This is a genomic window from Brenneria tiliae, assembly GCF_023347575.1.
In the GTDB taxonomy this organism is placed as follows: Bacteria; Pseudomonadota; Gammaproteobacteria; order Enterobacterales; family Enterobacteriaceae; genus Brenneria; species Brenneria corticis.
Map to the genome: position 1 here is coordinate 21,749 of NZ_JAKPCB010000088.1, position 14,059 is coordinate 35,807.

Sequence of the window (14,059 nt, forward strand, 5' to 3'; positions counted from 1 at the left end):
TCAGTCATAGAAGTCACGCGCCGGATCCAGCACCGGTTTAATGATATTGGCACGAATGGTAAAATCGCCAAAGCCTTCATTCTCATTGCGCTCTTTCGCCCAGCGCCCGACCAGCCGATCTATTTCGCCGAGGATTTCCGCCTCGTTGATGTTCTCGCGGTACATACGCGGGATCCTCGTCCCCTCGCGGTTGCCGCCCAGATGCAGGTTATAGCGTCCGATGGCTTTGCCCACCAGGCCGATCTCCGCCAGCAGCGCCCGACCGCAGCCGTTGGGGCACCCGGTCACGCGCAGGATGATATGTTCATCCCCCACGCCATGCTGCTGCATTATATTTTCAACCTTGGTCACAAACTCCGGCAGGAAACGTTCCGCTTCCGCCATCGCCAGCGGACAGGTGGGATAAGAGACGCAGGCCATGGAGTTTTTACGCTGTTCCGTCACCGCGTCGTCTATCAGACCGTGCTGGCGCGCCAGCGCCTCAATCTTCGCCTTGCTGCGCGTCGGCACCCCGGCGACGATCAGGTTCTGGTTCGCCGTCAGACGGAAATCGCCTTTATGGATTTTGGCGATTTCCGCCAGCCCGGTTTTTAACGGCCGGCCGGGATAGTCAAGAATACGGCCGTTTTCGATAAACAGCGTCAGATGCCATTTATTATCGATGCCTTTCACCCAGCCGATGCGATCGCCGCGGCCGGTAAATTCATACGGACGAATGGCTTCAAACTTCACGCCGGCGCGCCTTTCCACTTCCTGTTTGAAGGTCTCCACGCCCACGCGCTCCAGCGTGTACTTGGTTTTGGCGTTTTTACGGTTGGTGCGATTTCCCCAGTCGCGCTGGGTGGTAACCACCGCTTCGGCAATCTCCAGCGTATGTTCAACCGGTATATAGCCCAGTTCGCTGGCGGTGCGCGCATAGGTCGCCTTATCGCCGTGGGCGATCGACAGCCCGCCGCCCACCAGCACGTTGAACCCCACCAGCCGGCCGTTATCGGCAATGGCGATAAAGTTGAGATCGTTGGCGTGCAGATCCACATCGTTCTGCGGCGGGATCACCACGGTGGTCTTGAACTTGCGCGGCAGATAGGTCGCCCCCAGAATCGGCTCCTCGTCCGTGGTCTCCACCTTCTCCTGATCCAGCCAGATCTCGGCATAGGCGCGAGTGCGCGGCAGGAGATGTTCAGAAATTTTCTTCGCCCACGCATACGCCTGCTGATGCAGTTCGGACTCCACCGGGTTCGAGGTACACATCACGTTGCGGTTAACGTCGTTGGCCGTCGCCAGCGAGTCCAGTCCCACGCTGTTCAGCAGCTTATGCGCCGGTTTCACATTCGGTTTTAGAATGCCGTGAAACTGGAACGTCTGACGGTTGGTCAGCCGGATACTGCCGTACAGGGTGTTGTCGGCGGCGAATTTATCAATCCCCTGCCACTGGGCGGGCGTAATAACCCCGCCCGGCAAACGGCAGCGCAGCATCATGGCATGGCGCGGCTCCAGTTTCTGCTCGGCGCGTTCGGCGCGGATGTCGCGGTCGTCCTGCTGATACATGCCGTGAAAACGGATCAGCAAAAAGTTATCGCCGTTGAAACCGCCGGTCAGGCCGTCCTGTAAATCATCGGCGATGGTGCCGCGCAGAAAATTGCTTTCCTCCTTAAGGCGTTCGGCATCAGCGAGTTTCCCTTCCACCACTAACGGGCCGGGATGTTTTTCACTTGTAGACAATTTTTCACTCATTAGTACACATCTCGCTGATAACGGCGCTCAAGGCGCAAATCACTTAAAAATTCGTCGGCCTGCTCGGTATCCATGCCACCGTGCTCGGCCACCACGTCCAGCAACGCCTGCTCGACGTCTTTCGCCATGCGATTGGCATCGCCGCAGACATAAACATGGGCGCCATCTTGTAGCCAGCGCCAGACTTCCGCGCCTTTTTCCCGCAGTTTGTCCTGTACGTAAATCTTGTGCGCCTGATCGCGCGACCAGGCCAGATCGATATGGGTCAGCAGCCCCTCTTTCACATAGCGCTGCCATTCAACCTGATAGAGGAAATCCTCGGTAAAGTGCGGATTGCCGAAAAACAGCCAGTTCTTGCCGCCGGCGCCATCAGCCTCGCGCTGTTGCAAAAAGGCGCGGAACGGGGCGATGCCGGTGCCGGGCCCAATCATGATCACCGGCGCGTCCGGGTTGGCGGGCAGGCGGAAATTATCGTTATGTTCGATAAATACCCGAACGGCGTCGTCTTCCTGCAGCCGATCGGCCAGATAGCCGGACGCGCCGCCGGTGCGGGGACGGCCGTCGACGTCATAGCGCACCACCCCCACCGTTATATGCACTTCGCTTTCCGCTTCCGCCTGCGAAGAGGCGATAGAATACAGACGCGGCGTCAGCGGACGCAACAGGCCGACCAGCTGCTCGGCGCTCAGCTCCGCCGGCGCCTGGCGCACCATATCCACCAGCGGCGTACGCTGGGCGTACCGCTGTAGCGCGGGCTTATCGCTCGCCAGCGCCAGCAGCGTTTCATCCCGCGCCAGGGCGGCATATTTTTCCACAATCGGCGCCGTATTCTGCGTCAGTTCAAAATGGCCGAGCAGCGCCTGCGTCAACGGCAGCGTTTTACCATCGACGCTAACCGGCTCATCCCCTTTCAACCATAGTAGCTCAAGCAGTTCCTGTACCAGCGCCGGGTCGTTTTCAAACCAGACGCCCAGCGCGTCTCCCGGTTGGTAGCGCAGGCCGGAATCGCCCAGATCGATTTCAATATGGCGTACGTCTTTTTCCGAATTGCGGCCGGTGATTTTCTGATTAACCGACAATAGCGCCTGTAGCGGCGCTTCCTTGCTGTAAGGGCTGCTGGTAATTTCATCCAGCGCGCCGCCGGCGCTGGCCTGAGCCACCGCCTCGCCCTGCGCGGGCGCCCGCGCCTGGAGCACATCCACCACCTGGCGGCGCCACTGTTCCGCCTGAGCCTGATAATCCACGTCGGCGTCAACGCGATCCAATAGCCGCTCCGCGCCCAGCTCAGCCAGACGGCTGTCGAAGTCCTTGCCGGCCTTGCTGAAAAATTCGTAGGAGGTATCGCCCAGGCCGAACACCGCAAAGGCGGTCTCTTTCAGCTGCGGCGCTTTTTTGGATAACAGGAACTTATGCAACGCCACGGCTTCTTCCGGCGGCTCCCCTTCCCCCTGGGTCGAGGTCACAATCAGCAGCAGTTTTTCCTGGGCGATTTGCTTGAATTTGTAGTCGCCGGCGTTCACCAGATTCACCGCCAGCTTGGCGCTTAGCAGGTCATCGCGCAGCTGTTCGGCCACCCGCCGGGCGTTGCCGGTCTGCGAGGCGGAAATCAGGGTGATGCTTGGAACGGGAACCGAGATCGTCGACGATACGCCCGCACTCGCGGCCGTCGGCGCCGCGCCGGGCAGCTGTTGTCCCGTCGGCTGCTGTAGCAGGCCCCAAAAATAACCTGACAGCCAGGCCAGCTGCGTGGGTGAAAAATCACCGGTCGCCGCCTGTAGACGCGTTAATTGCTCCGCACTCAACGGGAGCAACGAAGTCGGAGAAACCGGAGTTGTCATTATGATCTCTATTTCCTTGTGCTTATGACCGGGGTAATACAAATTCATGCGATAAAATTGAATGGAATCTAAGGGTAACCATCCGCATCTTAACAATTAAAGAAATGATGGACATATAAAATAACCAAAATGACTAAATGGTTTTTCTGATAATCCTTATTGCTTAAAGTGTTATAGGGCGTATGTTACCGCGCTGCCGGACGATAAGCCTGCGCGCGGAAATGCCGGCGGAGATTTCCCGAACCTTGGAGATAGGTGCTTCACAGGGCAATTTCCGGTAGTATGCGACGGTTTTTGAGTCGTAATTTAAAAAGCTATTTTTGAGAAACCGGGATCATCGCCATGGCTACCACGCTATTTAAAGATTTTCAGTTCGAAGCCGCCCACCGCCTGCCCCACGTTCCGGCCGGGCATAAATGCGGACGCCTGCACGGACATTCCTTTATGGTTCGACTGGAAATTACCGGCGAAGTGGATGCGCACACCGGCTGGGTGATGGATTTCGCCGAATTAAAAGCCGCCTTTAAACCAACGTGGGAAAGGCTGGATCACCACTACCTGAATGATATTCCCGGTCTGGAGAATCCGACCAGCGAAGTGCTGGCCCAGTGGATCTGGCAACAGGTAAAACCAGCATTGCCTGAACTGAGCGCGGTGATGGTGAAAGAAACCTGCACCGCGGGCTGTGTGTATAAGGGTAAGTAAGCGGGCGTTCCCAGCAACGCCGAGCCGACTGCGCCAGCAGATCCCCGCCTACTGCCGCGGGGATGACCGGTGGTCATAGTCGGGATGACCGGTGACCATAATCGGGATGTCCGGTGACCATAATCGGGATGTCCGGTGACCATAATCGGGATGTCCGGTGACCATAATCGGGATGTCCGGTGGTCATAACCGGGATAACGGATTGGCAGGACTAGGCGATATTCAAATACTTATGCGTTTGCATGGAAAGCCGCCAGTTGCGGGCGATACAGGTGGCGATGCACAGTTTGGTCGCCTCCGCTTTCTGGCTGATGGGCTGTAGCGCCACAATGCGCGATTTGTCATCTTCCAGCCGGGCCAGCAGGGCGTCCAGCGCTTCGATATCCCGCTCGCGGGCGACCGGATGCTTGATTTCATCCGCCCGCTGCAACGCCTGATCGATAACCTTCATACCGCCGCGCATATTCACCTTCGGGGAGACCGTCACCCAGGTTTTGGGCGAGCAGCGCACCTCATGGGTGCCGCTGGTTTCTATCTGGCAGCTGAACCCCTGCTTTTCCAGCAGCAGCGTCAGCGGCGCCAGATCGTGAATGCAGGGTTCTCCTCCGGTGATCACGATATGGCGCGCGGTATAGCCTTCGCGCGCGATCAGCGCCAGAACGTCTTCGGCGCTGGCGGCGCCCCAGCCGTCGTTTTCCTGCGTTTTCACCAGCACCTGATCCAGCGGAATTTCCCGCAGCGCCAGTTTGTCCCAGGTATGTTTGGTATCGCACCAGCTACAGCCGACCGGGCACCCCTGCAGGCGCACGAATACCGCCGGAACGCCGGTAAAATAGCCTTCGCCCTGTAACGTCTGGAACATTTCATTAATCGGGTACTGCATGTTTTTCACTATACCGGTTACTTAAAAGTGCATTATCGCAGATCGGCGATAACACGCCAAACCTTGCGCCGCGATCGCCGTGCGGCAAGCGCTAACGGCCTTCGATTTGAGTAATGGCGCGTCCCGGTTAATACTCAACGGGCAGTATTGATGCTTTTCCAACCGTCGCCACGCTGACAACTCAACAAGGAAAGAAAAACATGAATCAAATGAAATCGCTTGCCTTACTATTGCTGGCGTTTATTTCCGTCCCCGTTATCGCCACGGCGCAGCCGGTGGCCCAGATTAAAACCCAGGCGGGTTTTTACCGGCTACTGCTGGGGCAATTTGAAATTACCGCCCTGGCCGACGGCACCAACGCCATGCCGGTGGATAAACTGCTGGCGCGCGCCTCGGCGGAGCAAATCAACAGCCTGCTGGCGCAACAGTCGCTGGCCGCGCCCGTCGATACCTCGATCAATGCCTATCTGATTAATACCGGAAAAAACCTGATTCTGGTGGATAGCGGCAATGGCAAGCAGGGCAATCAGTCCGTCGGCAAGGTGGTGAATAACCTCAAAGCCGCCGGCTATACGCCGGAACAGGTGGACAGCGTCTTGATCACCCACCTGCACGGCGACCACTTCGGCGGCCTGGTTAACGATGGCAAACTCGCCTTCCCCAACGCCACCGTCTACGTCAGCCAGGCCGAGACCGACTATTGGCTCAGCGAAGCGAATCTGCAACAGGCCGCCGACGCTCGCAAGCCGGCTTTTCAGCGGGTGCAGGAGACGTTCCGGATCATTAAGGCGGCCGATAAGCTGAAAACCTTTACCGGCGAACAAGCGCTCTTCGCCGGCATCACGCCGCAGCCGACCCCCGGACACACGCCCGGCCATACCGCTTTCCTGGCGGAGAGCGATGGAGAGAAGTTGCTGCTGTGGGGCGATATCATTCACGTCGCGGCGGTACAGTTCCCGCTGCCGGCCACCACCATCAGTTTTGATTCCGATATGGACGCGGCGGCGCAAACCCGCCATAAGGTGCTGGAAGATGCCGCCAGTCAGGGTTACCTGGTGGCGGGTTCGCATATTTCCTTCCCCGGCATCGGCCGCGTCAAGGCGGTAAAAACCGATGACGGCAAGCCGAACGGCTATCGCTGGGTGCCGATTAACTACAGCGTGGCCGGGCTGACGCAGTAAGCCCGCCGGCGGACATCCCGCGCGCCGGGGATGTCCGCCCCGTGATTACAGGTAAACCCGCAGATACTCCGCCAGACAGAGGATCGCCATCGCCTGTCCGTACGGCATGGAAGTCAGCGCGATTTCACGGTAAAAATCGAGATCGTCGCCCATCGCGGTGCCGAACGAGACCTGCGTCAGCTCTCCCTCGGCGTTGACGTGGTTTATCACGCCGCGAATCGCTTTCTCCGCCACCGCCGCATAGCGCTGGTCCACATAGCGCTTGCGCACCGCTTTTAAAATGCCGTAGGCGAAGCCGGCGGTTGCCGAGCTTTCCAGATAGGATTGCGGATCGTCAATCAGCGTGTGCCACAGGCCGCCGTCATCCTGATATTTCGCCAGCGCCTCAATCTGGCTTTCCAGCACCTGCAACAGGAAACGGCGCGTGGCATTGTGCTCCGGCAGATCCAGCAGTTCGATAAACTCGGGGATCGCCACCGTCAGCCAGCTATTGCCCCTCGCCCAGCGCGCCTTGGCGAAGTTGTGCTGTTCGGCGAACGTCCAGCCGTGGAACCACAGACCGCTTTCGCGATCCATCAGATACTGGACGTGCAGCAGGAACTGATAGGTCGCCTCTTCCACAAACTCCGGACGGTTCAACAGCTTGCCGATTTTCGCCAGCGGCAACACGCTCATCATCAGCGTGTCGTCCCATAGCTGCTCGGTATTCTCACTGTTATAGACAATGTGCTGCAACCCGCGCTTCCGGGTGCGCGGCATTTCATACATCACCCATTCGGCCCAGCGCTCCAGATACGGCAGCCAGCGGGGATCCCGCGTTTCCTCGTAGCGGTAGGCCAGCGTCAGGAAAGGGCAAACGGTATTCACATTCTTGGTCGGCGTGCCCTCGGCGAGCCGCGCGGCGAACCAGTCGTCGATAATGGCCCGCATCTGCTCGTCGCCGGTCTGCTGGTAATACTGATAGATACCGTACAACCCGATGCCGTGCGTCCATTCCCAACCGGCCCAGCCCTTGGTATCGATTACCCGGCCGTCGTCCAGCCGTAACAGAAACTCGCCGGTTTTATCTTCAATATTCACCAGATTATCGGTGATGCGGCAAATCAGCGCTTTCAGCCCCTCGCGGGAGATGAAACGCTCAGGCTGACGTAAAAGCGGGCTGTGTTTTACACTGAATACGGTCATAGTCAATTATCCTATTACGTTATCGTTTATCAGGACTGGGTAACATGGGTGGTGGATATCTTCGCCTTATGGCGGTTGAGATAGCCGACATTGTTGTTGCCCCACAGCGACTCATAAGGCATGCCGGCCAACATTTCGACGGTCTCCCTGGCCTGCGGGGTGATATTTTCAGGCACCGGGCGGCCCGCTTCGCGCATCTTCTGCGTTTCTTCCCGCAGTACGCTATGCGTCTGCAGATTGAGCTTAAAGCGCAGGGAAACCAGGAAGCCCAGCGCCAGCACCCCGACGGTGCCGAAACTGAGGATCATCAGGATGGTATGGCTGACGCTCGGCGCCTGTACGCTCTGCCCCGAGACAAAGCCGGACAATTGCAGCACGATCCCCACCAGCATTACCGCGCCGGCCTGAGAGGCCTTGCGGGTCAGGGTCATGATGCCGGCGAAAATCCCTTCGCGGCGCTGCGCGGTAATCACTTCATCCACATCGGCGATATAGGTATAGGTGTTCCAGGGAACGTAGTTGATGCCGCCGCGGCCCAGGCCGGCCAGCGCGGAAATCAGCAGCAGCAGCGAGAAGGCGTCATGCATGCCGCTGTACCAGAGGACGGCGTAAGAGACGGCGCTAATCCCGAACAGGCACACCACCAGGCGGTAAGACGGCGCGGGCCCGAAACGGATGCACAGCGGGATCATGCCGATAACCGAGATAAATTGCAGGATCGCCATGGTGCCCATCAGGTTGGAGGCCATCGTCGGGCTCTGCATCAATACAAAGACCACGTAATAGGTAAACACGGCGTTGAACACGTCCTGGGCGATATAACCGCCCAGATACATGCCCAGATGCTGACGGAAAATACGGATACGCAGCGTCGACAACAGCTCGACGTTCAAACGTTTCAGGCTGTCCACCAGCGAGAGGGACTGGCGTTCCTTTTCCGCCCGCAGCGACGCTTCCGACATCAGTTCGCGCGGCCGCTCCCAGGTAAACAGGTAGACCAGCGTCAGCACCAGCGCGCAGATAACGGAGAACACCAGGCTGGAATAGAAAAACGAGACGGCGTTGTCTTTACCAAAATGGCTGAGCAGAATACCGGGCAGGAAGGCGGCCAGAATGGCGGAAAGCTGCGCCAGCGCGATACGCGCGCCGGAGAATTTGGTTTTCTGCTTAAAGTCGTCGGTCATTTCCGGCACCAGCGTTTCATACGGCACCAGAATCATGGTGTAGACGATATCGAACAGCAGATAGGTCAGCAGGTAGTACCAGTACCCCATGTCGCCGACCCACATAAAGCTGTAGCTGAACACGCAGGGGATGCCGAGCAGGATAAAGAATTTACGCCGGCCGAAGCGTTTGCCCAGCCAGGTGGAGCCGAAGTTGTCGGTCAGGAAGCCCATCAGCGGGCTGACGACGGCGTCCAGCACCCGGGCCATGGCAAAAATAAACGTGGCTTCAATGGGCGTCAGGCCGCAGAAGGTGGTGTAAAAATAAAGCAGCCAGGCCGCCGTCAGCGCCGTGGTGCCGGCCCCAAGAAAGTCACCCGAGCCATAGGCTAAATAGTTAGCCAACCCGATCTTACGTGTTTTCATTACCATCCTTCCCGGTCATTGTGTTTATAAACATTGCGCGGCAGGGGCCCCTTGCCGCTATTTTCATAACCTACCCCTCGGTCAGCCGGAAAACCTTTGTCCTTTTGCCACCCCCCTTGATGCACTGGCAGCCGAAAGAAGAACATGGCGATCGGCTTCAAAGTTTTTATAAAAAGGCATTTTATATTTTAAAAACCACGAGTCCGATTAATGTAATAACCAACGAAAAGGAATGCACGCCCAGGGATGGCGTTTTGCGAACGGGAGCAATTTCCGGGCGGTGGAAAACGAGAAAACGGCTCTGCAACGAGCCGTTGATTATTGTGCGGACGGCGGCGGGAGCCAGGTTTTTCCCGCCTCGGGCGGATGATTACATCACGCCAAGCAGCCGTGGTAAAAACAGGGTCAATTCGGGCAGGTAAGTGATAAGCAACAACACCGCGATAATGGCGGCGTAAAACGGAATCAACGCCTTGATCAACGCCTCCACCTTCACCTGCCCAACGCTGGCGCCGACGTACAGACCGCTGCCGGTAGGCGGCGTAATGGTGCCGATGGCCAGGTTGTAGACCAGCAGAATGCCGAAATGCACCGGATCAACCCCGAGTTGCTGCACTATCGGCAATAAAATCGGGGTGAAAATCAAAATGCCGGGCCCGATATCCATAAACATGCCGATGATCAACAGGAAAATCATCACCACCAGCAGGATCACTCCCGGGCTTTCCGAGATCCCCAGTATCATGGCGCTGAGCGCCGCCGGAATGCCGGTCATCGACATGGCGAACGACATGGCGGAAGAGGTCGCCAGCAGAAACATGATAACGCCCGTCATCGAGAAGGTCTGGATAAGAACTCTGGGCACATCTTTCCAGGACAGCGTCTTGTAGAGGAACAGCGTCAGCCAGGTGGTATAGACCACGGCGACCGCGGAGGCTTCGATGGCGGTGAAGATCCCCCACACAATGCCGCCGATAATAATGAACACCAGCAGCAGGCTGGGGAGCGCGTCGCGCGTTACCTTCCAGGCCACGCCCTTTTGCAGCACGAAGAAGCTGGTGTAATTATGGCGTTTGGCAATCACATAGGTCACCAGCATACAGCCGGCGCCCCACAAGACGCCCGCCACCAGCCCGGCGGCAAACAGCGCGGCGATGGAGGTTCCGCCGCTGGCCAGCGCGTACAGAATGAATCCGGTGCTGGGCGGAGTCAGCATCCCGGTCGGCGCGGAGGCGGTATTGACGGCGGAAGCGAAGTCGCGGTTATAGCCCTCCCGGGCGCTCATCGGCACCATCACGCCGCCGATGGATATCGACGCCGCAATCGCCGAACTGGAAACCGCGCCGAACATCATATTGCCGACGATATTGGTATAGGAGTGCGAACCGGGAATACGGCCGGTAAAAAGTTTGGCGAAATTCACCAGCCGGGCGGCAATGCCGCCGTTGTTCATGATCACCCCGGAGAGAACAAAAAACGGCACCGCGAGCAGCGCAAAACTGTCCAGACTGGAAAACATCTTCTGCGCGGTGGCGAACATCGCGATATCAAACGGCAGCACCAGCATAATGGTGGCGCCGGAGGCGATAACGATGCACAGCCCGATGGGCGTTCCCAAAGCAAGCAACACCACAAAAATACCCACCAGCACGCTGGCCGCGATCATCGGATCAATCATGCCGTTCTCCTTCTATCCTTAAGTCCTGTGCCGCATCCGCGGGCCTCTTGCCGGGCGGCGTTCCTCTGAGCATGTCGACGATATTCAACAGACAATAAATAATCGTCAGCACGCCGGACAGCGGCAGGGCGTAATACACCTTACCCATCGAAACCTGCAGGCTGGGGGAGATCTGCATCATGGCGGTGGCCGAGACGCGCCAGCCGCCGATAATCATGATGTAGATCGCAAACAGGATAAACACCACCTGAATGACGATGTTCCAGCCGACGGTCAGTTTTCTGGGACATTTGTCCAGCAACAGCGTCAGGCTGATATGCTCATGCTTGCCCGCGACGTAAGCCACGCCGATGACGGACAGCCAGACCAGGGAAAAACGCAGAAACTCTTCGGAAAAGGTGCTGGGCGCGTTGAATATATAGCGGCTGACCACCTGCCAGCAGGCGATTGCCACCATGACGATAATCAGACCGCAGCCAAAAACCTCAATGATCTTATCCAGCCATTTTCGAATGATATTCATAAGATCCTCAACCATCATGCCGTTGCGGAGAAGGGCTCCCCTTCCCCATGGTGAAAGTTATTGACTCGCCTGGCTGATTTTCTGATACAGCTCATAAACCTGCGGCTTGCCCTGCAGTTTTTCATAAATGGGTTGCACCGCGGCTTTGAAGGGTTCGGTATCAATATTGAAAAACTCGACGCCAAATTGTTTTTGCGCCTGTACCCGCGCTTTATCGATCTCTTCGCGCCAGGCTTTTTTCTCCACCTTTATCGATTCATCGATGGCCTCCTGCAACGCCTGCAGCTGATCCGGCGTCAGCTTGGTTTTGGTCAGGTTGCTCATGATGACGATATCGGGAATGCGGGTGTGCATGTCATAGGTATAATATTTGGCGACTTCGCCGTGGCGGGCGATGGTGAGGGCGAATTCATTATTCTCCGCGCCGTCGATGATGCCCTGCTGCAGGGAGGTATAAACCTCACCCTGACTCATGGCGATGGCGGAAGCGCCAAGCAGTTTTATGGTCGCGATGGAGGTTTCGCTTTGCATCACGCGAATTTTCTTCCCTTTCAAATCGTTGATGCTCTTGATCGGGGCCTTGCTGGTATAAAAGCTGCGCGCGCCCGAGTCATACCAGGCTACGCCGGTAAACCCCTGCGCCTCCGTGGCGCGATACACCGGCTCCATGATTTCCGGGTTATCCATCACCCGATAGAAACGGTCCTGATCCTTGAAGAGGTAGGGTAATGAAAAGACGCCGTACAGCGGCGAAAAACTTTCCAGCAGACCCGACGACACTTTCGTCAAATCGATAGCGCCGACCTGCGTCATCTCAACCAGCTCCCGTTCGCCGCCGAGTTGGCTGTCGGGGAAATACTGAATCTTCACTTCGCCGTTGGTTTTTTGCTCAACGGCTTTTCCGATGTATTGCAAAGCCTGCTTCACCGGCTCGCTGTTTTCCGCATACGCCAGTTTAAGCACGGTTGCCGCGTAAGCGCCGTGACCGAGCGAGACGAGCAGAGCCGCGGAAAGCAGTTTCAACAGAACAGAGGTTTTAGCTATTTTCATCGCCATCTTTCTCCTATCGTTTTCTTTATTATGTTGCCGCCACGGCAAACGCCGCCTGCCGTCGAGCCACTGTAACCAGCGCATATGGGGAAAACCTTTGCGTTTTTGCCACCTTCAGCCTGACGCTGGCAAAATTTTCAAGAGCGGGCCGATCGAATTCATGGTTTTATCAAAAAGGCGTTTTGAATTTTAAAAAACCAGAAATTGATAAACATGCCACGTTGTTTTGAGGGGTAAAAGACGGGGGTGCCGGCGTCACGACGCGGATAAAAAAAACGGCCCCGAAACGGGGCCGTGAGCAACACATTATTTTAAGCGAAAGAGGCGATTAAGCCTGGCCTTTCACTTCTTTCAGACCGTTGAACGGCGCACGGTTGCCCAGCGCTTCTTCGATACGGATCAGTTGGTTGTATTTGGCAACGCGGTCAGAACGGCTCATGGAACCGGTTTTGATCTGGCCGGCCGCGGTACCTACCGCCAGGTCGGCGATGGTAGCGTCTTCGGTTTCGCCGGAGCGGTGAGAGATAACCGCCGTGTAACCCGCATCTTTCGCCATCTTGATGGCGGCCAGGGTTTCGGTCAGAGAACCGATCTGGTTGAATTTGATCAGGATGGAGTTGGCGATGCCTTTATCGATACCTTCTTTCAGGATCTTGGTGTTGGTTACGAACAGATCGTCGCCAACCAGCTGGATTTTGTCGCCCAGCACTTTGGTCTGGTAAGCAAAGCCGTCCCAGTCGGACTCATCCAGGCCGTCTTCGATAGAGACGATCGGATATTCTTTGGTCAGGCCTTCCAGGTAGTGGGTGAATTCCTCGGAAGTGAAGGTTTTGCCTTCGCCTTTCAGTTCATACTTGCCGCTTTCTTTGCTGTAGAACTCGGAAGCCGCACAGTCCATCGCCAGGGTAACGTCTTTACCCAGCACATAACCGGCTTTTTCCACCGCTTCTTTGATAGCGGCCAGCGCCGCGGCGTTGGATTCCAGGTTCGGCGCATAGCCGCCTTCGTCGCCGACCGCGGTGTTCAGGCCTTTGGCTTTCAGCACTTTCGCCAGGGTGTGGAAAACTTCGGAACCGATGCGAATCGCTTCCTTAACCGTTTTCGCGCCGACCGGCTGGATCATGAATTCCTGAATATCAACGTTGTTATCAGCGTGCTCGCCGCCGTTGATGATGTTCATCATCGGCAGAGGCATGGAGAATTTACCCGGAGTGCCGTTCAGTTCGGCGATGTGTTCGTACAGCGGCTGGCCTTTGGATGCCGCGGCCGCTTTGGCGCTTGCCAGAGAAACGGCCAGAATGGCGTTGGCGCCGAATTTGGATTTGTTTTCCGTTCCGTCCAGGTCGATCATGATCTTATCGACGTTGGCCTGATCTTTCGCGTCCTTACCCAGAATAGCCTGAGCAATCGGGCCGTTTACCGCGGCAACCGCTTTGGTTACGCCTTTGCCCAGAAAACGGGATTTGTCACCGTCGCGCAGTTCCAGCGCTTCGCGAGAACCGGTGGAAGCCCCTGACGGCGCGGCGGCCAGACCGACAAAGCCGCCTTCCAGGTGCACTTCGGCTTCAACAGTCGGATTTCCGCGTGAGTCGATGATTTCGCGACCGATGACTTTAACAATTTTGGACATTAGATTTTCCTCAGTACAAGTTAACTAAAACCTCAGACGAACAGCGCGCGATCGTTCAGGTCG

General features: G+C 57.0%; 11 protein-coding genes. 2 read left to right on the forward strand and 9 right to left on the reverse strand.

All coding sequences use genetic code 11. The annotated features are described in order from the left end of the window. Together cysI and cysJ are read right to left on the reverse strand one after the other, a co-directional pair. Entirely contained in the window at positions 1–1,734 is a 1,734-nt protein-coding gene (gene cysI / locus MFP24_RS03370) for an assimilatory sulfite reductase (NADPH) hemoprotein subunit (RefSeq protein ID WP_249229251.1), read from the reverse strand. Beyond that, positions 1,734–3,572 carry an NADPH-dependent assimilatory sulfite reductase flavoprotein subunit gene (gene cysJ / locus MFP24_RS03375; protein ID WP_249229250.1) on the reverse strand — a complete coding sequence of 613 codons (1,839 nt, stop codon included), beginning with the start codon at positions 3,570–3,572 and terminating at the stop codon, positions 1,734–1,736. Before cysJ ends, cysI begins: the two co-directional genes overlap by 1 nt. A 342-nt stretch (positions 3,573–3,914) precedes the next feature. Between cysJ and queD the strand changes: the two genes are divergently transcribed. After that, positions 3,915–4,277 carry a 6-carboxytetrahydropterin synthase QueD gene (queD, locus tag MFP24_RS03380; RefSeq protein ID WP_249229249.1) on the forward strand — a complete coding sequence of 121 codons (363 nt, stop codon included), beginning with the start codon at positions 3,915–3,917 and terminating at the stop codon, positions 4,275–4,277. Positions 4,278–4,488: 211 nt separating this feature from the next. Here the strand turns inward: queD and queE are convergent, their stop codons facing one another. Next, on the reverse strand, positions 4,489–5,160 hold the full coding sequence (gene queE, locus MFP24_RS03385; protein ID WP_249229248.1) for a 7-carboxy-7-deazaguanine synthase QueE: 672 nt from the start codon (positions 5,158–5,160) through the stop codon (positions 4,489–4,491). Positions 5,161–5,360: 200 nt separating this feature from the next. Between queE and MFP24_RS03390 the strand changes: the two genes are divergently transcribed. Beyond that, positions 5,361–6,341: an MBL fold metallo-hydrolase gene (locus MFP24_RS03390; protein WP_249229247.1), complete on the forward strand. Its 981-nt coding sequence runs from the start codon at positions 5,361–5,363 to the stop codon at positions 6,339–6,341. Positions 6,342–6,386: 45 nt separating this feature from the next. Here the strand turns inward: MFP24_RS03390 and bglB are convergent, their stop codons facing one another. From bglB to eno, 6 genes are all read right to left on the reverse strand, one after another. Next, positions 6,387–7,526 carry a beta-galactosidase BglB gene (gene bglB, locus MFP24_RS03395; protein WP_249229246.1) on the reverse strand — a complete coding sequence of 380 codons (1,140 nt, stop codon included), beginning with the start codon at positions 7,524–7,526 and terminating at the stop codon, positions 6,387–6,389. Positions 7,527–7,555: 29 nt separating this feature from the next. Further along, positions 7,556–9,115, reverse strand: coding sequence for an MFS transporter (locus MFP24_RS03400; protein WP_249229245.1), 1,560 nt, complete (start codon positions 9,113–9,115; stop codon positions 7,556–7,558). A gap of 370 nt (positions 9,116–9,485) precedes the next feature. Further along, positions 9,486–10,793 (reverse strand): TRAP transporter large permease, encoded by a 1,308-nt coding sequence (locus tag MFP24_RS03405; RefSeq protein WP_249229244.1) that lies wholly within the window; start codon positions 10,791–10,793, stop codon positions 9,486–9,488. After that, complete coding sequence (locus MFP24_RS03410) at positions 10,786–11,316, reverse strand: TRAP transporter small permease (RefSeq protein ID WP_249229243.1); 531 nt, start codon at positions 11,314–11,316, stop codon at positions 10,786–10,788. Before MFP24_RS03410 ends, MFP24_RS03405 begins: the two co-directional genes overlap by 8 nt. Positions 11,317–11,373: 57 nt before the next feature. Continuing rightward, a complete protein-coding gene (locus MFP24_RS03415) occupies positions 11,374–12,366 on the reverse strand; it encodes a TRAP transporter substrate-binding protein (protein ID WP_249229276.1) in 993 nt (330 codons plus the stop codon). Between the two features lie 328 nt (positions 12,367–12,694). Continuing rightward, a complete protein-coding gene (gene eno, locus MFP24_RS03420; RefSeq protein WP_249229242.1) occupies positions 12,695–13,996 on the reverse strand; it encodes a phosphopyruvate hydratase in 1,302 nt (433 codons plus the stop codon). Positions 13,997–14,059: the final 63 nt, after the last annotated feature.